At 67.8% G+C, this 18,430-nt stretch carries 18 protein-coding genes and 2 tRNA genes; 12 read left to right on the forward strand and 8 right to left on the reverse strand.

The features are described from left to right. Positions 1–68: 68 nt before the first annotated feature. Positions 69–635, forward strand: coding sequence for an isochorismatase family protein (locus AC1DR1_RS12080; RefSeq protein WP_476992649.1), 567 nt, complete (start codon positions 69–71; stop codon positions 633–635). Here AC1DR1_RS12080 and AC1DR1_RS12085 read toward each other — a convergent pair. Further along, the gene (locus AC1DR1_RS12085; RefSeq protein WP_229993786.1) at positions 632–1,180 is read right to left on the reverse strand and encodes a hypothetical protein; all 549 of its coding nucleotides are present in this window, start codon (positions 1,178–1,180) and stop codon (positions 632–634) included. The genes AC1DR1_RS12080 and AC1DR1_RS12085 overlap by 4 nt on opposite strands. Before the next feature lie 99 nt (positions 1,181–1,279). Beyond that, positions 1,280–2,143, reverse strand: coding sequence for an SGNH/GDSL hydrolase family protein (locus AC1DR1_RS12090; RefSeq protein ID WP_229993785.1), 864 nt, complete (start codon positions 2,141–2,143; stop codon positions 1,280–1,282). 94 nt (positions 2,144–2,237) lie between these two features. On the opposite strand from AC1DR1_RS12090, the gene AC1DR1_RS12095 reads away from it, so the two are divergent. Continuing rightward, complete coding sequence (locus tag AC1DR1_RS12095; protein ID WP_364747326.1) at positions 2,238–2,894, forward strand: alpha/beta hydrolase; 657 nt, start codon at positions 2,238–2,240, stop codon at positions 2,892–2,894. A gap of 51 nt (positions 2,895–2,945) precedes the next feature. On the opposite strand, the gene AC1DR1_RS12100 is transcribed toward AC1DR1_RS12095, so the two are convergent. Beyond that, the gene (locus tag AC1DR1_RS12100; RefSeq protein ID WP_229993751.1) at positions 2,946–3,182 is read right to left on the reverse strand and encodes an RNA-binding S4 domain-containing protein; all 237 of its coding nucleotides are present in this window, start codon (positions 3,180–3,182) and stop codon (positions 2,946–2,948) included. Between the two features lie 33 nt (positions 3,183–3,215). Here AC1DR1_RS12100 and AC1DR1_RS12105 point away from each other — a divergent pair, with 33 nt between their 5' ends. The 3 genes from AC1DR1_RS12105 (at position 3,216) to AC1DR1_RS12115 (ending at position 6,709) form a co-directional block, all read left to right on the forward strand. Next, on the forward strand, positions 3,216–4,181 hold the full coding sequence (locus tag AC1DR1_RS12105; protein ID WP_229993750.1) for a DMT family transporter: 966 nt from the start codon (positions 3,216–3,218) through the stop codon (positions 4,179–4,181). Between the two features lie 135 nt (positions 4,182–4,316). Then, positions 4,317–5,702, forward strand: coding sequence for a glycine--tRNA ligase (locus AC1DR1_RS12110; RefSeq protein ID WP_229993749.1), 1,386 nt, complete (start codon positions 4,317–4,319; stop codon positions 5,700–5,702). A gap of 2 nt (positions 5,703–5,704) precedes the next feature. Further along, positions 5,705–6,709, forward strand: coding sequence for a GNAT family N-acetyltransferase (locus tag AC1DR1_RS12115; protein ID WP_476992650.1), 1,005 nt, complete (start codon positions 5,705–5,707; stop codon positions 6,707–6,709). An 87-nt stretch (positions 6,710–6,796) separates the two neighbouring features. Here AC1DR1_RS12115 and AC1DR1_RS12120 read toward each other — a convergent pair whose 3' ends face one another. From AC1DR1_RS12120 to AC1DR1_RS12135, 4 genes are all read right to left on the reverse strand, one after another. Beyond that, positions 6,797–7,018 carry a hypothetical protein gene (locus AC1DR1_RS12120; RefSeq protein WP_229993747.1) on the reverse strand — a complete coding sequence of 74 codons (222 nt, stop codon included), beginning with the start codon at positions 7,016–7,018 and terminating at the stop codon, positions 6,797–6,799. Positions 7,019–7,038: 20 nt separating this feature from the next. Next, a complete protein-coding gene (locus tag AC1DR1_RS12125) occupies positions 7,039–7,908 on the reverse strand; it encodes a lysophospholipid acyltransferase family protein (protein WP_476992666.1) in 870 nt (289 codons plus the stop codon). A 76-nt stretch (positions 7,909–7,984) separates the two neighbouring features. After that, complete coding sequence (locus AC1DR1_RS12130) at positions 7,985–8,797, reverse strand: DUF1295 domain-containing protein (RefSeq protein WP_229993746.1); 813 nt, start codon at positions 8,795–8,797, stop codon at positions 7,985–7,987. Further along, entirely contained in the window at positions 8,797–9,561 is a 765-nt protein-coding gene (locus AC1DR1_RS12135) for an alpha/beta hydrolase (RefSeq protein WP_476992667.1), read from the reverse strand. The genes AC1DR1_RS12130 and AC1DR1_RS12135 overlap by 1 nt, the downstream gene beginning before the upstream one ends. Before the next feature lie 267 nt (positions 9,562–9,828). On the opposite strand from AC1DR1_RS12135, the gene AC1DR1_RS12140 reads away from it, so the two are divergent. From AC1DR1_RS12140 to AC1DR1_RS12170, 7 genes are all read left to right on the forward strand, one after another. Beyond that, positions 9,829–11,202 (forward strand): FAD-binding oxidoreductase, encoded by a 1,374-nt coding sequence (locus tag AC1DR1_RS12140; protein ID WP_476992651.1) that lies wholly within the window; start codon positions 9,829–9,831, stop codon positions 11,200–11,202. Positions 11,203–11,342: 140 nt separating this feature from the next. Next, positions 11,343–12,809, forward strand: a complete 1,467-nt coding sequence (locus AC1DR1_RS12145; RefSeq protein WP_364747335.1) for a YibE/F family protein — start codon at positions 11,343–11,345, stop codon at positions 12,807–12,809. Positions 12,810–12,910: 101 nt separating this feature from the next. After that, on the forward strand, positions 12,911–14,089 hold the full coding sequence (gene dusB, locus AC1DR1_RS12150; protein WP_018774562.1) for a tRNA dihydrouridine synthase DusB: 1,179 nt from the start codon (positions 12,911–12,913) through the stop codon (positions 14,087–14,089). Then, on the forward strand, positions 14,082–15,371 hold the full coding sequence (locus AC1DR1_RS12155; protein ID WP_364747337.1) for a deoxyguanosinetriphosphate triphosphohydrolase: 1,290 nt from the start codon (positions 14,082–14,084) through the stop codon (positions 15,369–15,371). Before dusB ends, AC1DR1_RS12155 begins: the two co-directional genes overlap by 8 nt. Positions 15,372–15,423: 52 nt before the next feature. Further along, complete coding sequence (dnaG, locus tag AC1DR1_RS12160; RefSeq protein WP_364747339.1) at positions 15,424–17,361, forward strand: DNA primase; 1,938 nt, start codon at positions 15,424–15,426, stop codon at positions 17,359–17,361. A 53-nt stretch (positions 17,362–17,414) separates the two neighbouring features. After that, positions 17,415–17,487 (forward strand) — tRNA-Asn (locus tag AC1DR1_RS12165). A 135-nt stretch (positions 17,488–17,622) separates the two neighbouring features. Beyond that, positions 17,623–17,695: transfer RNA gene (locus AC1DR1_RS12170), tRNA-Asn, on the forward strand. 100 nt (positions 17,696–17,795) lie between these two features. Here AC1DR1_RS12170 and AC1DR1_RS12175 read toward each other — a convergent pair. Then, positions 17,796–18,203, reverse strand: coding sequence for a hypothetical protein (locus AC1DR1_RS12175; protein WP_229995753.1), 408 nt, complete (start codon positions 18,201–18,203; stop codon positions 17,796–17,798). Positions 18,204–18,430 lie beyond the last annotated feature (227 nt).

The following is an 18,430-nucleotide window of genomic DNA, read 5'->3' on the forward strand; positions in this document are numbered from 1 at the left end:
CCCCTCGTTGCTTTCCGGCTCCGGGATTAGAGTAGGCAGGCAGGGACCGCCACGATCCGGGAGGCACCATGACCACGCTCATCAACCGCCCCAACACGGCACTGCTCGTCGTCGACATGYAGGTCGGCGTCGTCGCGGAGGCTTACCGCCGTAACGACGTCGTCGCGACCATCGCCGCCCTCGTGGACAAGGCGCGCGGCGCCGGGGTTGACGTCGTCTGGGTGCAGCACAACGGCGAGGAACTCCCGCGCGGCAGCGACGGCTGGCAGTATGTGCCGGAGCTCGCGCGGCGCGATTCAGAGCCGCTCGTGGCGAAGGAGTACAGCGACGCGTTCGAGGCGACCGACCTGGAGGCCGTGCTGGCCGCCCGCGGCATCGGCCGCTTCTTCCTGGCCGGTGCGCAGACCGACGAGTGCATTCGCTCCACCCTCCACGGCGCGATCACCCGCGGCTACGATGTCACGCTGGTCGCCGACGCCCACACCACCGAGGACCTGACCGAATTTGGCGCACCGCCGCCGGAGCTGGTGGTGGCCCACACCAATTTGTACTGGCAGTACCACAAGGCTCCCGGGCGGACGGCCGGAACGGTCAACGCCGCCGACGTCGACTTCGCTAGCCCTGCAGGAGCCTAGCCCTTCATGATTTCAGCGCGCTGGGCCATGTAGTCCTCCATGGACAGCTTGCCGTCGCTGTACTGCTGGTCGAGTTCGGCCAGCTTGCGGGCACGGTAGCCCTGCGCTGGCGACGGCGCCTGGGGCACCTCGGGAGTCTGCGGCTGTCCGGCTGCCGGCGCCGGTTCGTGCCGCTGCGGAGGGTTGTTCAGGTACTCAGGGCTGTCCTCGTAGGGAACGGGGGACTGGTAGCCGGCCGGACCCGGGTACTGCTGACCGGGGTACGGCTGGTTCGGGAACGGCTGGTTGGGGAACCGGGGACTGGGGTACGGCTCGTTGCCCGGTCCCGGCTGCCTCGGGGCGCCCAGCTGGCCGAAGCCGCCAAAGTAGTCCTGCTGTGTGTAGCCGTCCCGCGGCTGGTTGCCCTGGTTGCCGGGGTTGTTCTGGTTTCCGGGGAACCCGCCGAATTGCCCCGGCGTGCCCTGGTTCCGGCCGCGGGCGGACCTGCGGTAGAGGCGCATGGCCACGGGAATCAGGAACGACAACACGATGATCCAGAAGAACATGCTGCTCACGGTATGGGGCCTTTCAGCTGCTGGGCCTTCTCATCTGCGGGCTCATCTATAGGGCCGGAGAAGTGTTCTTCCAGCTTATGCCCCGCAGGCTCAGGACCGCACCGCATCCTCTGCGCCGGGCGGACCTTCGCCGGAGCCGAGCGGAACGCCGGGACCGAACACCGGGCCGGCCAGGGGCCGCTTGGCCGTCACGCCGTCGCCCGAGGAGCGGTGCCGCAGCCGCCGCACCACCCAGGGGACAAAATACTCCTTGGCCCACACAAGGTCGCCGCTGCGCGCCTCGCGCCAACCGCGCTGCGGCAGCGGTTTGGGGGCGAGGGGCCGGAGGGTGTGCTCGACGTTCAGCGAGTCCAGCACCATGGCCGCGATGGTGTGGTGGCCCAGCGGTGAGAAGTGCAGCCGGTCAGCATTCCACATCTGCGGGTCATTGAGCTGGCGCAGGGACCACATGTCCGCGATCACGGCGTCGTGGCGCGCGGCGATGGTACGCAGGTTCTCGTTGTAGATGGCCACCTTGCTGCGGATCCGGCCCAGCACCGTGGAGCCCGTGTCAGGGCCGTTGAACAGCACCACGGTGGCGCCGCCCAGGCTCAGGATCTGCACCACCGAGTCCAGCTTTTCGGCCAGCACGTCCGGATCCCCGCCCGGGCGGATGAGGTCGTTGCCGCCGGCGGAGAGCGTGATGAGATCCGGCTTGAGGGACAGACAGTGCGCCATCTGCTGGTCCACGATCTGCTGCAGGAGCCGGCCGCGGACGGCCAGGTTGGCGTACGCGAAGTCGTTGTGCCCGCGGCTGAGTTCCTCGGCGACCCGGTCTGCCCAGCCCCGGTGGCCGCCCGGGCTGGCCGGTTCAGGGTCGCCGATGCCTTCCGTGAAAGAGTCGCCCATGGCCACATAGCGGGTCCACGGGTGGGTTACGACGGTGTCGGCTGAGGGGTCCGGTGAATTTTCCATGGCTTCGGTTTCGCTCACCCCCATATCCTGCACTGTTCACGTTAAGCTACGCCACCGTAGGTTGTTACCGCTGGGTAACTGTAAGAATGGTTCCATGACTCACGCTGATGCCCTCCCGGCCCCTGTCGTTCTTTGGTCCAAGCCGGAGCAGGAGCGGGCCGGCAAACCGTTGCTGGTCCTGCTGCATGGCTACGGCGCCAACGAACAGGATCTGCTCAGCCTGGCGGAGATGCTCCCGCAGGATTTCGCAGTGGCCTCGTTGCGCGCCCCGCTTCCCATGGGCCCGGGCTTCACCTGGTTCCCGCTGACAGCGTCCATTGACTATTCGCTCGACGCCGTCAAGGTCGCCGCCGCGTATGTCCAGGACTGGCTCGACGGCGTCAAAGCCAACCACCCGTCGGTGACGCTGCTGGGGTTCTCGATGGGCATGGCCATGGCCACCACGTTGCTGCGGCAGCGGCCGGCTGACTTCGCCGCCGTCGTCGGCCTGTCAGGGTTTGTCGTCGACGCCGGCGAGGACCCCAGCTTCCGCGACGGCGAACTGGACGGCACCGTGCCGCTGTTCTGGGGCCGGGACCAGCAGGACCCGGTGATCACCGCAGACAAGATTGACTACACCATCGGCTGGGTCCGCAAGCACGTGAAGCTCACCAAGGTCCTTTACACGGGCATGTGGCACGGCATCAACCAGCAGGAAATCGGCCACGTCTCGGAGTTCCTCACGCACGTGGTGCTCAACTCCAAGAAGTAGGTGCGCCCGTAGACGTCAGGCGCGCCACATGAATGAGGTGCGCTCGGGTGGCTAGGAGGCGGCGGGCGCGCTGATCCGCACGGTCCGGCCGCTCACGGTGACGGTGTCGCCGTCGTGAAGCTGGCGGCCGCGGCGCTCGTCGATTTCGCCATTGACCTTGACCAGCCCGTTCTTGATCAGTTCTGCGGCCTCCACACCGTCTTCCACCAGATTCGCAAGCTTCAGCAGCTGGCCCAGCCGGATCATGCTGTCGCGGATGGTGATGTCTTCGAATTCCGGATTGCTCATACAAGCAATGATGCCTGACCTAAGGTGGCACCAATGACCCACACCCCCCGGCTCCCGCTGATCGTGGGCCTTCCCATGGCCGTCGCGACCGGACTGTTCATCCCGGTCCAGGGCCGGATCAACGGCGCCCTCGGGGTGGCGCTTGGGGACGGAATCGGCGCCGCGGTCGTCAGCTTCAGCACCGGGCTGGTGGTGATGACGGCCATTTCGCTGGCACTGCCCAAAGGACGGGCCGGGCTGGCGCGGATCCTGCCGGCCGTGCGCGAGCGGCAGTTTCCGCCCTTTTACGTGATGGCCGGCTGCATCGGGGCCGTCTTCGTCTTCGCCCAGTCCTTCACCGTGGGACTGCTCGGCGTCGCCCTCTTCACGGTGGCCGCCGTGACGGGACAGACCCTCAGCGGCCTGCTGGTGGACCGGATGGGGATCGGACCGGCGGGGAAGAGACCCATTACCGGCATCCGGGTGCTCGGCAGCGTGCTCACCGTCGCCGCCGTCGCCTGGGCGGTCTCGCCCAGGTTCAGCGCCGGGGAATCCGTGCTGCAGTTGTTTGTGCCCGTGCTGCTGCCGCTCCTGGCCGGGTTCCTGATGAGTTTCCAGCAGGCCATGAACGGCACAGCCACCGTGCACTACGGCACCCCCATCGCCGCGACGCTGGTGAACTTTATCGCCGGAGCCGCCCTGTTGTGGGCGGCGTGGCTGATCAAACTCGCGGTGGCCGGCGCCGGCAACCCCCTGCCGGCGCAGTGGTGGTATTACCTTGGCGGCCCGCTCGGCTGCATCTTCATCGGCATCGGCGCCCTCCTGGTCCGCAGCCTGGGCGTGCTGGTCACCGGCCTCGGGATGATCGCCGGTCAGCTGCTGGGATCCCTCGGACTGGACCTGATACTGCCGGTGCCCGGAACTGTGATCGCGCTCCCGACAGTCCTGGGCACCGTGCTGACGCTCGGCGCCATCATCCTGGCCACGCTGCCCTGGCCCCGCGGGGCGCTGAAGCGGTAGCGGGCCGGTAGGCTTGGAGTTTGCATCGCACTGTTCGTTTCCCCCGTCTCGTTTCCCCCGTCCGGCAACCAGCCGGTGACCCGGGGCTGACACCGCGGACCGCACCCAGCGGCCCTGTACAAAATTGGAGTTCCCATGGCAGCAAAATCCGTCCTTGACCAGATCATTTCCCTCGCCAAGCGCCGGGGATTCGTTTTCCAGGCCGGTGAAATCTATGGTGGCTCCCGTTCTGCCTGGGACTACGGGCCGCTCGGCGCCGAGCTCAAGGAAAACATCAAGCGCCAGTGGTGGCAGTCCGTGGTCCGCGGCCGCGAAGACGTTGTAGGCCTGGATTCCTCCGTCATCCTGCCCCGCCAGGTCTGGGAAGCTTCCGGCCATGTCGATGTCTTCTCCGACCCGCTGGTGGAGTGCCTGTCCTGCCACAAGCGCTACCGCGCGGACCACCTCGAAGAAGAGTACGAGGAGAAGAAGGGCCGTCCGGCCGAGAACGGCCTCAAGGACATCGCCTGCGCCAACTGCGGCACCCGCGGCCAGTGGACGGAGCCCCACGAATTCTCCGGCCTGCTCAAGACCTACCTCGGCCCCGTTGCCAGCGAGGAAGGCCTGCACTACCTGCGGCCCGAAACCGCCCAAGGCATCTTCGTGAACTTCGGCAACGTCCTGACCACATCGCGGAAGAAGCCGCCGTTCGGCATCGGCCAGATCGGCAAGTCGTTCCGCAACGAGATCACGCCGGGCAACTTCATCTTCCGCACCCGCGAGTTCGAGCAGATGGAGATGGAATTCTTCGTCGAGCCCGGCACCGACGAGCAGTGGCACGAGTACTGGATGAAGGAACGCATGTCCTGGTACACGGGCCTGGGCATCCGCGACGAGAACCTGCGCTTCTTCGAGCACCCGCTGGACAAGCTCAGCCACTACTCCAAGGGCACCACCGACATCGAATACCGGTTCGGCTTCCAGGGCTCGGAGTGGGGCGAGCTCGAGGGCATCGCCAACCGCACCGACTTTGACCTCTCCACCCACGCCAAGGCCTCCGGCGCGGACCTGAGCTACTTCAACCAGGCCACCAACGAGCGCTACACCCCGTACGTGATCGAGCCCGCCGCCGGCCTCACCCGCTCGTTCATGGCCTTCATGATCGATGCCTACACCGAGGACGAGGCCCCCAACGCCAAGGGCGGCGTGGACATCCGCACCGTGCTCAAGCTCGATCCCCGCCTGGCCCCGGTGAAGGCCGCCGTGCTGCCGCTGAGCCGCAACGAGGACCTGTCCCCGAAGGCCAAGGACCTCGCGGCCCAGCTGCGCAAGAGCTGGAACATCGAGTTTGACGACGCCGGCGCCATCGGCCGCCGCTACCGCCGCCAGGACGAGATCGGCACCCCGTTCTGCATCACCGTGGACTTCGAGACCCTGGACGACCAGGCCGTCACCATCCGCGAACGCGACACCATGAGCCAGGAACGCGTTTCCCTGGACAAGGTGGAGGGTTACCTGGCCGCACGGCTGATCGGCGCCTGATCATGGCCATCGCATACCGGGAATGGCGGGAGGGCGACGACCTCGCGCTGCTGGAAATCTGGGGCGGTCCTGAGACGGTCCAGGCCGGACAGTTCCGCGGCACGCTGGCGCCCTCGGGCAATTCCCCGTGGCGCCGCTGCATCGTGGCCGAGGACGTCGTGGACGGCGTCGCCATTCCCGTGGCGGCTGCCGTGGTCCACGAGGCCTCGCTGCACCCGGAACGGCTCTGGGCGTATGTCGAGGTCGCCCGGGACCACCGCCGCGCCGGCCTCGGGTCCACGCTGCTGACCATGCTGCGGCACGAGGCCGCCCAGGCGCCGTCGGGCGTGTCCAAACTGCGCTGCAAAGTGGAGCCGGGCACCCCCGGGGCGGCGTTTGCCGAGGCCGCGGGCCTGGCCCCGATCCAGCGCTCCCGCCTCGTCGTCGTTGACCCGGCGCCGCTCAAGCTGCCCGTGTTCGGCGACGGTTCGGAGTCCGCGGCCACCGATCAGGTCGAAGACCTGGCCACGGGCTCGGTGGAGCTCAGCGACGTCGTGGGACGCTACTACACGGCCGTGCACGGCTGGGACAGCCCGGGGGAGCTGAGCGTTGCCGCAGTGCAGCGTTTGTTCCTGGATGATCTCAGCGGCGCCCACGGAGCGATCGTGCTGCGGGCGCCCAAGGCCAGTGCCTTCGGGCACGGCATCGCGGCGAGCCGGAAGGGCCGGCTGGAGGGGTTCGCCATCAGCTACGCCCAGGGAATTCCCGGGGCCGACGCCGACGGTGCCGGTGCGGACGCGTCGGCCGGGCCAACTGAAGTCTTCCTCGGACACGAACCCAAGCTCGACGCGGATCAAGCCCGGGCCGCCGTCCGGGACCTTCTGGCCCTGATCGCCTACCAGCACCCGGTGATGCTGGAACTGGACGACGCGATGACCGCCCTGCGCGCCGTCGTCGAACCGCTGCTCGAGAGCGGAAAAGCCCATGTCCAGGGCTCGGAAACCCTGGTCGTCTCCGACGCGGCGTAAGCCTTAACCAAACTGACCCGCAGCCACAGCTGCGGGTCAGTTTGGTTAAGAACAGTTACCGTCAAACACCTTTTCTGTCAGACACCGTTATTTGGGGATCACCGGCGGCACGAACTCGAATGTCATGCCCAGCAGCCAGACCAGCAGCAGGACCACCGGCAGGTGGAACACGAACTGCAGGAAAGTGAAGCCCACCAGGTCCCGGGCGCGCAGCCTCAGCACCGCGAGCAGGTCGACTCCGAGGCCCCCGGCAGCGCGGATCGAGCCGCCCTGGGGCGCTGCATTTTGTACCCCATGGAGCTTAGTCAAGGCGATGGTGGAAACCGGTCTTATCGGCGCCTGGCACCTGCGCGCCGCGGACCGTCGGCCTCGTCGAGCCGGCGCCGTTCCTCCTCCGTCGGGGCGCCGCCACCGAGCCCGGCCGGCATCCACCAGGCACCGGGCGCGGGTTGCAGGGGGAAGTCGGYCATGCCGACGTCGATCCCGTCCTGGAGCGTCTTGGCCAGGCGTGCCGTGGCCGGCCGGGCGTCGTCGGCCGGGCCCGGGAGCGAGCCCGGAAGGATCTGCTCGCCCACGTGGATGCGGACCGGGGCGCGCCAGGCGCGCCGCGGCGAGAAGGCATGATGGCGGGTCAGCAGCCGGTGGGCGCCCCAGATGGAGACCGGGATGATCGGCACGCCGGCTTCGGCGGCCATTCGCAYGGCACCGGTCTTGCATTCGCGCACCGTGAAGCTGCGGCTCACGCCCGCCTCGGGCAGGATGGCGATGTACTCGCCCTCCCTCAGCCGGGCGACCGCGGCGTCGTAGGCGCGGGCTCCCGATCCGTACCCGACCACAACATGCCCGGCTGCACTGACCGCGGGCCCGGCAAACCAGTGGTCGGCGGCTCCCTGCGTGACGAGGAAGCGCAGCTGGGCCCGGTTGTGCCACCACAGCAGCATCTCGGCGAAGGCAAAGTCGAGGTAGCCGAAGTGCGTGATCGCGACGACGGCACCCTGGCCGGGCACCACCGGCCGCGACGGGCACCGGTGGGCGGCACCGCGGGCGCCGTCTCGGGTGGAAGCTTTGAGCGGCCCGGGCTGGAGCAGGTGCTCCCGGCCCGTGACGAGGACGCGGATCCGGAACAGCCAGCGCAGCGCCAGCCCGGTGCGGACGATGAATCGGTAGAAACGGTCGTTGGGTTCCGGCCGCCAGCTCAGGCGCCGCCACCTCAGGGTCCGCCAGTTCAGGCGCCGCCAGTTCAGGGCAGGCCGGCCCTGTCCCGGGCCGCGCATGTCAGTGCCCCACGGTCCGCCGCCGGGGCGGCAAGGGCAGGAAACCGGAGGTGGATTCGATGTATTCCTTGTAGCCGGGCCGTGCGGCCATCGCCTTTTCCGTCAGCGGCTTCCCGGTCTTGCCGGCAAGAGTCCAGATCATCAGGGCGGGGGAGAGGACGGTCAGCACGCCGGGCCAGGAATCGGCGGCCACGAGGAAGAGCCCGGCCCAGACGGCGGCGTCGCCGAAGTAGTTGGGGTGGCGGGTATAGCGCCACAGCCCAGTGTTGAGGACGGTGCCACGCCTGGCGGGATCGGCCTTGAACTGCGTCAGCTGCCAATCGCCGGCCGTCTCGAACACGAAGCCAAGGATCCAGAGCAGGACACCGGCGAACGCGAGCCAACCCAGGGTTCCGGTGGCGAACATGCCGACCTGGATGGTGAGCGAGACGAAGAACATCACCACACCCTGGGGCAGGTAGACCCGCCGCAGGGCGTAGACGTTGCGTGATCCGGGTGCTGCGGAGAGCATGTCCACATACCGTGGGTCCTCGTGGCCGCCGCGTGCACGGAGCCCGATGTGGACGGCGAGGCGGATGCCCCAGACCGCGACCAGGACAAGGAGCAGCAGCCGGCGGCCGGCGTCGCCGTATCCGGCGGAGAGCACCCAGGAGATGCCGGCCACCACCACGAAGCCCAGGCCCCAGACGGTGTCGATAACGGAGTGCCGGTTCTGCCGCACGGCAACCGCGAAGGTCAGGCCCAGCAGCAACACGAGTCCCGCGATGACCCACGGCAGGCTGGCCAGGAAGGCATCAAGCGGGAACGTCGGCATCACAGCACCACCGGCAGGCGTGTTCCGGCCGCCGGCGGGGCGCTGCGCAGCGCGCTGCGTAAGGCGTCCGTGGCGCCGGAGACATCAGCCCCCGTGGCCTCGCCGAAGGCATCCAGGACGAAACCGTTCGCCAGCACGTTCCACAGTGCCAACCGGCGGATCATGAAATGGCCGGCACCCTTGAGGGAGACGTAGTCAAAGGACGCGGCGACGCCCTCGGCGCGACGGGCATAGTCCAGCGAGTTCGCCGGGCTGGTCCAGCGGTCGTCGGTGCCGTGGACGATCAGGACCCGGCGGCCGGCGACGGGTTGGACCGGGGTTTTGTGATTGAGCCATGGGGCGAGCGCGACGACGGCCTCGACTTGCGGGTCGTCGGCCACGCACAGCGCCGTGAGACCGCCCATGGAGTGGCCCAGCAGGTACACCGGCACGCCAGGATGCTCCTGGCTGATCCGGGCGAGCGCCCAGCGGGCATCATGAACGGGGGACATGTCTTCCCCGTTCCAGCCGCGATACCGGTTGCGCAGGGTCCACACAGCCAGCCCGTGCGGGCCGCCCTGCCTGTTCAGTGCCCGGGCGAAGGGCCGCATCCGGGCCGGGCTCAGGTGCCGGCCGCGGACCGCGTCGTAGCTGTCGGCCCGCCCGCCGTGCAGGACCAAGGCAACTGCGCGGGTTTCCCCGGCGGCTTCGGCGATTCTCAGCACGGCCTTGGCGGTGGGCCCGGATCGGCCCGCCCCCGGCTCGGGGTCCTCTAGTTTACGCATGGCCACGCGTGTGTCCTTTCGTCCTTCGTCCGTCAATAACCAACCCTAGGTTGCAGCCTCCGCCCGTCAAGGCAGGTGGTGCCTAGTGTGGATTCGGAGCCGGTGCCCGCGGTGATGGGTGCGGCCGGCAGGCGCATTTGACGGCGCCCTTGACGGGGAAATGCGGGAGGAGTAGGCATGTGCAGGTAAACCTCCGGGCGCCACGCCGGCTGGGAGCGCAGAGAACCGTCCGGGTCGAATCTCACGACGAAATCGGCGGTAAACGAAATGAACGGAACAGCCCTCGATAGCCTGCGCGAGCAAGTCCGAGGCCAGATCATCACGCCTGGTGACGCGGACTACGACGCGGCGCGTGCGGTGTACAACGGCATGATCGACAAGCGGCCGGCCGCGGTGGTCCGCGTATCCCAGGTGGCGGATGTCATAGCCTGCGTCAACTTCGCCCGGGACAATTCCCTGGACCTTGCCATCCGCGGCGGAGGCCACAGCGCTCCCGGATTTGGCACCTGGGACGACGCCCTGGTCATCGATTTTTCGAACACATCCGGCGTCCGGGTCGATCCGGCAAACAAGACGGCGAGGTCCGAGGCCGGCGCAACCTGGGCCGACTTCAACCACGCCACGCACGCCTTCGGGCTGGCGACTACGGGCGGCATCATCGGCTCGACGGGCGTCGCAGGGCTCACACTGGGCGGCGGCATTGGCTACCTCGCGCGGAAGTATGGGCTCAGTTGCGACAACCTGATCGCTGCCGACGTCGTTACAGCGGACGGTAAGTTCCTAACTGCCAGTGAAAGCGAGAATGAGGACCTGTTCTGGGCGCTGCGCGGCGGCGGCGGGAACTTCGGCGTAGTCACGTCRCTGGAATACCGGCTGCACCCGGTGGATATGGTTCACGCCGGCATCATCATCTATCCGATGGAGCATGCAGAAACTGTGGCGAAGTTCTACCGGGATCATTTGGATTCAGCGCCGGAGGAGTTTGGAGCGTTCCTGGCATTCGCTCTCGGGCCACCTGTGCCGTTCCTGCCCGAGGAATGGCACGGGAAACCGGTAGCCGTGGTTGTCGGCATGTGGACGGGCGATCAGGCCGAAGGGCCCAGCCGCTGGAAGCCCTTCCTGGACGTCGCCCCCGTGGCGGGTTCCATGGTGGGGCCGATGCCCTACCCGGCTCTGAACCAGGCCTTCGACCCCCTGATGCCCAAGGGTCTGCAGGCCTACTGGAAAGCCGATTTCCTCGCGGAGCTCAGTGACGGAGCCATCGCCGCGCACCTCGACTTTGGGAGCAGAGTACCCAGCGTGCAAACCGCCGTGCACTTGTATCCCATTGACGGAGCAGTGCAGCGAGTAGGTGCGGACGATACGGCATTCGCCAACCGGAACGTCAAGTTCGCGCCGGTGATTGCGGGCATCTGGCAGGACCCGGCGGAGAACGAGGCAAACATCGCCTGGGTCAAGGAATATGCGGCGGCACTGCGCCCCTACTCGGCGCCGGGCGGCTACATCAACTTCATGGACCGCGATGACTTGCCCCGGGTCGCGGAGAATTACGGGCCCAACTTCAGCAGACTCCGGGAGGTCAAAGCCAAGTACGATCCCCAGAACCTCTTCCACATCAACCAGAACATCCCGCCGGCGTAACCGCGATGTCCTGCCGGCACTCCGGCACGCCGGGGCACGCCGCACACCGGGGCACGCCGCATCTGCGCGGCGTGTCCCGTCATCCGTCCGGACAGCCCCCGCCCACGCCGTAGAGTTTTCGGCATGAGGTTGAACTGCTGATGGGCGCTGGACACTCGCACTCTCACACTGACGATGTCGAGCCCACACCCCAGACGCTCGCGGCGCGGAAGAAGGCCAACTGGATCCTGGCTGCCATCCTGATCCCGCTGACGCTGCTGACCCTGGCGGCCATGGCCTTCATGTGGCCGTCGGGAAGCAAAGAGGGCATCACCCTGGCCAGCCCCTACGCCGCGGCCCCGGGCGTGACGTTCGACACCGGCAAGATCCAGCGGGTCGTCGTCGGCAGCTGTTCGGATGCCCAGGCCGGCGGTGACGCCGCGGCGCAGGGCACACCCGGTTCCGGCACCACCCCGCAGCCCCCGAACGAGGGCTCGCAATGCACGTTCGCCTACACCGAGCCGGACAAGGGCGGCAACCCGGTGAAGGTGGTCATCAACCCGGACATCGCGAAATCCCACGGTGTGAAGCCCGGGGACAACATCCGCTACCTGAACCTCTCCAAGGTGCAGGGCGCCGACGGCCAGGGCGCGCCCGCCTATGTCTTCGTCGACTTTGTCCGGACACTGCCCATCATCTTCCTGGCCGTGCTGTACGCCGTCGTCGTGATCGCGGTGGCGCGCTGGCGCGGCCTGCGGGCCCTGATCGGACTTGTCGGCGCCTACGTCGTGCTTGTCTCGTTCATGCTGCCCGGGCTGGTCGAGGGAAAGCCGCCGCTGCTCCTGGCGCTCGTGGGTTCCACGGTGATCATGATCGGGGTGCTCTACTTCGCCCACGGCTTCTCCGCCCGCACGTCGACGGCGCTGCTCGGGACAATGTTCGGCCTCGCCATCACAGCGCTGCTGGCGGCCTGGGCCACCGACGCCGCAAACCTCGCCGGTGTGGGCAGCCACGACGCCGCTACGCTCACCAACATGTCGGACAACATCTCAATCTCCGGGATCATCCTGTGCGGACTGATCATTTCCGGTCTGGGCGTGCTCAATGACGTCACCATCACGCAGTCGTCGGCCGTCTGGGAACTGTGGGAACTCGCCCCGGAAACCAGTGCGCGGCAGCTCTTCACGTCCGCGATGCGGATCGGCCGGGACCACATCGCCTCCACGGTCTACACCATTGCATTTGCCTACGCCGGCGCGGCCCTGCCGATCCTGATCCTGGTCATGCTCTATGAGCGCCCGCTCGGGGACGCCCTCACCAGCGCCGAACTCTCCGAGGAAGTCATCAGAACCCTCGTCGGCTCCGTTGGGCTCGTCCTGGCCGTGCCGGTCACCACGCTCATCGCCGTGCTGGTGGTCAAGGCCACGGGGATTAAGGGCGGCGCGGTTAAGGGCGGGGAGTCCGCAGGGATCGAGCCCGACTGGGTCGGGTCCGACGGCGGCGGGTCAGGCTGGAGCGAATCCGACGGGATCGCGCCGGACGGGTTCGCGGCCGACGAGTTCGAGCCTGACGGCGCCGGTGCCGGTCCTGCCACGCGCCGCGGGCGGCGTGCCGCACTGCGGGGCTGACGCGGGCCCTGGCGGCACGCGAAAGTTTCCACATAGCCGGTCATTTCCACATAACCGGAGCGGGACCGGGCCGATTTGCCCGTCTTTGAGACAATGGACGGGTGACTGTTGTAGCAACGCCTCCCGCCCCCAAGCTGGAACTCCCGCCCCTGAAGCTGGGCCCGATCACCGTGGACACCCCCGTGATCCTGGCTCCCATGGCGGGCATCACCAACTCCGCCTTCCGCAGGCTGTGCCGTGAATACGGCGGCGGCCTGTATGTGGCGGAGATGGTCACCTCGCGTGCGCTCGTGGAGCGCACGCCGGAATCGCTGCGCATCATCTCGCACGACGACGACGAGAAAGTCCGCTCCGTCCAGCTGTACGGTGTGGACCCCGTGACCGTCGGCCAAGCCGTCCGGATGCTCGTCGAGGAGGACCGGGCAGACCACATCGACCTCAACTTCGGCTGCCCTGTGCCCAAGGTGACCCGCCGCGGCGGCGGCTCGGCCCTGCCGTGGAAGATCGACCTCTTCACCTCGATCGTCCAGACCGCGGTGAAGGAAGCCTCCAAGGGCAACGTCCCGCTGACCATCAAAATGCGCAAGGGCATTGACGAGGACCACCTGACGTACCTCGATGCCGGCCGGATTGCCCGTGATTCCGGCGTCGCCGCCGTCGCACTTCACGGCCGCACGGCCGCACAGTTCTATTCCGGCCAGGCCGACTGGTCCGCCATTGCCCGGCTGCGCGAAGCCCTGCCGGACATTCCCGTCCTTGGCAACGGAGACATCTGGTCCGCGGAAGACGCGGTCCGGATGGTCCGCGAAACAGGTGTGGACGGCGTCGTCGTCGGCCGCGGCTGCCAGGGCAGGCCTTGGCTGTTCGGCGATCTCATGGCCGCGTTCGAAGGCAGCGACCAGCGGCACCGGCCGGATCTGCGCCAGGTGGCCGAAAGCGTGTACCGGCACGCCGAGCTCATGGTCGAGACGTTCGGGGACGAGGGCAAGGCCCTGCGCGAAATCCGCAAGCACATTGCCTGGTACTTCAAGGGCTACGTGGTCGGCAGCGAACTGCGGACCAAGCTGGCACTCGTCACCAGCCTCGAGGTGCTGCGCGGGACCCTGGACCAGCTGGACCTCGACTCGCCGTATCCGGGGGGCGACGCCGAGGGCCCGCGCGGCCGCGCCGGCTCTCCGAAAAAGCCTGCGCTGCCGAAGGACTGGCTGCTGAACCGGACGCTGGATGACGCGCAGACCCGCGACATCTCCTTCGCTGAACTGGACGTCTCCGGTGGCTGAGACCCGGACCACCGCCCCCGTCCTGGACGGCTACACCTCCCGCGACTGCGCCCGGTGGGTCGAAGAGCCGCCCAAGAGCACCTACCGGTCGGACTTCGAGCGCGACCGTGCGAGGGTCCTGCATTCCTCGGCTCTGCGCCGGCTCGGCGCGAAGACCCAGGTGGTGGCGCCGGATACTGACGACTTCGTCCGGACCAGGCTCACCCATAGCCTTGAGGTTGCCCAGGTGGGCCGCGAACTGGGCCGTGCGCTCGGCTGCGACCCCGACGTCGTGGACACGGCCTGCCTCAGCCACGACCTCGGCCACCCGCCCTTCGGCCACAACGGCGAAGCCGCCCTCAACGAGGTGGCCCATGGGATCGGCGGCTTCGAAGGCAACGCCCAGACGCTGCGGCTGCTGACCCGGCTGGAGCCAAAGGTCCTTGCCGCCGATGGCCGGCCGGCTGGCCTGAACCTGACCCGGGCGAGCCTCGATGCCGCCGCCAAGTACCCCTGGTCCGCCGTGAACGCGCCGGTCATCCACGGGGAGCGGACCAGCAAGTTCGGCGCCTACGAGGACGACCTCCCCATTTTCGACTGGATCCGCGACGGCGCCCCGGAACGCCGGTCCTGCCTCGAAGCGCAGGTCATGGACCTGGCGGACGATATCTCCTACTCGGTGCACGACGTCGAGGACGCGATCGTGGCAGGCCATTTCCAGCTGCGCTGGATGGATAACCCGGACCACCGCGCCCGCGTCGTCGGCTACGCCAAGCAGTGGTACCTGCCGCACAACGATCCCGCCGCGATCGACGCCGCATTGGCCCGGCTGGAGGCCACGGACGTCTGGGTGCGCGAGGCCGATGGCAGCCGCAAGGCCATGGCGGCGCTCAAGGACATGACCAGCCAGCTCATCGGCCGCTTCTGCCAGAGTGCGCTGGAGGCCACCCGCACGGTCTACGGCCCGGAAAACCTGACCCGCTACAACGCGGAGCTGATTGTCCCGGATGAGACCGTCATGGAAATCGCGGTGATGAAGGGCCTGGCCACCACCTTCGTCATGACCACCGAACACCGGCAGCCCATCTATGAGCGCCAGCGCGAGGTCCTGCATGCCCTGGTCACCGCGCTCAGCGCCACGGGTGACCGCCACCTGGAGCCGATGTTCGCCGCCGACTGGCTCGACGCCGCGGACGACGCCGCGCGGCTGCGCGTGGTCATCGACCAGGTCGCCTCGCTGACGGACGGCTCAGCGCTGGCCATGTACGAGCGCCTCGTGGGCAGCCTGCCGTCGCTGTGGTGAGCGCCGCCGTGGCCGGACAGTCGGCGTCGTACCCGGGGACTAGGATGGCACTGTGGCCGGCCTGATCAAACGCGAAGACATCGATGAAGTACGCCAGCGCACCGACATCAAGGAAGTCGTCGATGGCTACGTGACGCTCAAGGGAGCCGGGCTGGGGTCCTACAAGGGCCTGTGCCCCTTCCACGACGAGCGCTCACCCTCCTTCACGGTCCGTCCCCAGGTTGGCCGGTACCACTGCTTTGGCTGCGGCGAGGACGGCGACGTCATCTCCTTCGTCCAAAAGCTGGACCACACCACTTTCCACGAGGCCGTCGAAAAGCTGGCCCACCGGATCGGCTTCGAACTCCACTACGAGGACGGCGGCTCCGGTCCCAACCGGGAGGACATCGGCCGGCGCCAGCGTCTGCTGGACGCGCACAAGTTGGCCGACGAATTCTTCCGTGCCCAGCTGATCACCCCGGGCGCGGCCGAGGGCCGCAACTTCCTCTACGGACGGGGCTTTGACCGTGCGGCGGCGGAACAGTTCGGTGTGGGCTACGCGCCGCAGGGCTGGGACTCGCTGCTCAAGCACCTCCGCGGCCGCGGCTACACGGATGCCGAGCTCAAGCTCACCGGGATGTTTTCCGAAGGCGGCCGGGGGATCTACGACCGTTTCCGCGGCCGGCTGATCTGGCCCATCCGGGACATCGCCGGCGACACCATCGGCTTCGGTGCCCGCAAGCTCTATGAAGACGACCAGGGCCCGAAGTACCTGAACACCCCCGAAACCGCGCTCTACAAGAAGTCCCAGGTCCTCTACGGCATCGACCTCGCCAAGCGCAGCATCGCCAAGGACCGCCAGCTCGTGGTGGTGGAAGGCTACACCGACGTCATGGCCTGCCACCTGGCCGGCATTCCGACGGCGGTGGCCACGTGCGGCACCGCCTTCGGCACCGAGCACATCAAGATCGCCCGCCGGCTGCTCTCCGACGACGGCAGCGGGGGAGAAGTCATCTTCACCTTCGACGGCGACGCCGCAGGCCAGAAGGCGGCACTGCGCGCCTTCGAGGAGGACCAGCGGTTTGTCGCGCAAACGTTCGTGGCGGTGGAACCCAGCGGCGCAGACCCCTGCGAACTCCGCCAGTCCAAGGGCGACTCCGCCGTCCGGGACTTGATCGGGAGCCGCCGACCGCTGTTCGAGTTCGCCATCCGTGCCACCCTGAAGCGGCACAATCTGGACACCGTCGAGGGCCGGATCGCTGCCCTGCGCGAATCCGCGCCTGTGGTGGCGCAGATCCGCGACGCCGGCATCCGGCCGGCCTACGCCCGGGAGCTCGCCGGCTGGCTGGGGATGCCGGTCGAGGAGGTCAGCAGGGCCGTCGGAGCCGCGACCAAGCGTGCCGCACAGGCTGCCTCGGCCCCGCCGGGCGGCGGCCATGGCGGCGGGCAGGGACATCCCGGGTCCGGCCGCGGCTTTGCCGGGACTGGGCCGGGCGTTGCCCCCTTGCCGCCGTCGGCGGTGCTCCCGTCCTTCAACCGTCCTGATCCCCGGGACCCCGTGGCAGCGATGGAACGCCAGGCACTCGAGGTCGCGCTGCAGGAACCCGGCATGCTCGAGGGCGAGACGTGGCAGCGCTTCTCGGAAGCGCGGTTCTCCACGCCCGCCTATCTGGCCATCCACGAGGCCATCCGGGCCACCGGACTCGGGTTTGCCGGGGACCCGGTGCGCTGGGTGGAGCAGCTGCTGCAGGAGGTCCCTGAGCCGTTGCGCCCGCTCGTGTCCGAACTCGCGGTGGTGCCCTTGCCGGCCAACACGCCCGAAGGTGTCCTGCGCTACTGCAAGGACATCCTTGCCCGCTTGTTCGAACTCCAGATCACCCGGGTCAAGGCCGAGAAGATGGGCCAGTTGCAGCGTCTGGACGCCTCGGCCGATCCCGAGGATTTCCAGCGCCTGAACCGCGAACTCATGCAACTGGAGATGCAGCGGCGGTCCCTGCGCTCGGACGCCTGAGCCGCCGATTTCGTTTCCCGGGCTGGTGTTTGCTAGGCTTATACCCGCTCCATTCCTCCTTAGCTCAATTGGCAGAGCATTCGACTGTTAATCGAAGGGTTGCTGGTTCAAGTCCAGCAGGAGGAGCGCGCAGTCCCCGTTCCGGGTTCCGGAACGGGGACTTTTTTATACCCGGAGGGGGTATTTAGCGGCTGGCCGGCACTGGTCCCTTCGCCGATTTCCCTACCGGCAAAACGTTTGCTAATGTCGTACCTGCTTCATTCCTCCTTAGCTCAATTGGCAGAGCATTCGACTGTTAATCGAAGGGTTGCTGGTTCAAGTCCAGCAGGAGGAGCGGACAGGTCCCGCGGCCGGTGAAAACCAGCCGCGGGACCTTTTTTGTTGCCCCGTGGTTATGGTTCCGTTCCGTGGTCCGGGCGCTTCAGGTGCCGGACTCAGACGAAGTACATTTCCACCTGGAGGAAGCGCTGGGCCTCGGCCACCGCGGCCTGGAACGCCTCCAGCTCCGTGGGGGACTTCCGCGGCTCGCGCGGGTGCCACTCATGCGGCGCCGAGTGCACCTGGGTGAATCCGCCGCCCGGGGGCGCATAGAAGATGCCGAACCGTTGCACCGGCCACTCCGGGGAAGATTCCGGTGCCACGAGGAGGGCGGAGTCGTATGCCGGGTTGTACCACTGGGCAATCGGACGGCGGCGGTCTTCGGTGAACAGGCCGGAGGCGTACAGGGCCGCCGACTGGGGACTGGTCTGACTGCACAGACGATCCCACCACAGGGGCAGGATTCCGGCGTCGCACCGCTGCCAAGTGGCCGGAAGGGGCGGGGGGTCCTGCCTGTCGGGCATGAAATAACTTTATCGCCCGCCGCGGACGCCGAACAGGGTGCGAGCGGGCCAGGGCCAGGGAGTGAGGGGTCGAGGAGTCCGCGGTGCCCGGGGGACATGCTCACTGCTGCTCTTGGCGCGTGGACATAGTGCCAATATGCCCAGCCCCGGGCGCCAAGAATGGGCACGTCCCGCCGGGGCCGCCGCGAAAAATGGGCATGCCCCGCCCGGGACGCCGCGAAGAATGG

This window comes from Arthrobacter sp. P4_F10 (assembly GCF_056401435.1).

Coding starts and splice junctions, on each gene's coding strand:
- AC1DR1_RS12085 (WP_229993786.1), bottom strand. CDS start 1,180: ATGTTCTTCTGGATCATCGTGTTGTCGTTCCTGATTCCCGTGGCCATG.
- AC1DR1_RS12090 (WP_229993785.1), bottom strand. CDS start 2,143: ATGGAAAATTCACCGGACCCCTCAGCCGACACCGTCGTAACCCACCCG.
- AC1DR1_RS12095 (WP_364747326.1), top strand. CDS start 2,238: ATGACTCACGCTGATGCCCTCCCGGCCCCTGTCGTTCTTTGGTCCAAG.
- AC1DR1_RS12100 (WP_229993751.1), bottom strand. CDS start 3,182: ATGAGCAATCCGGAATTCGAAGACATCACCATCCGCGACAGCATGATC.
- AC1DR1_RS12105 (WP_229993750.1), top strand. CDS start 3,216: ATGACCCACACCCCCCGGCTCCCGCTGATCGTGGGCCTTCCCATGGCC.
- AC1DR1_RS12110 (WP_229993749.1), top strand. CDS start 4,317: ATGGCAGCAAAATCCGTCCTTGACCAGATCATTTCCCTCGCCAAGCGC.
- AC1DR1_RS12115 (WP_476992650.1), top strand. CDS start 5,705: ATGGCCATCGCATACCGGGAATGGCGGGAGGGCGACGACCTCGCGCTG.
- AC1DR1_RS12130 (WP_229993746.1), bottom strand. CDS start 8,797: ATGCCGACGTTCCCGCTTGATGCCTTCCTGGCCAGCCTGCCGTGGGTC.
- AC1DR1_RS12135 (WP_476992667.1), bottom strand. CDS start 9,561: ATGCGTAAACTAGAGGACCCCGAGCCGGGGGCGGGCCGATCCGGGCCC.
- AC1DR1_RS12145 (WP_364747335.1), top strand. CDS start 11,343: ATGGGCGCTGGACACTCGCACTCTCACACTGACGATGTCGAGCCCACA.
- AC1DR1_RS12175 (WP_229995753.1), bottom strand. CDS start 18,203: ATGCCCGACAGGCAGGACCCCCCGCCCCTTCCGGCCACTTGGCAGCGG.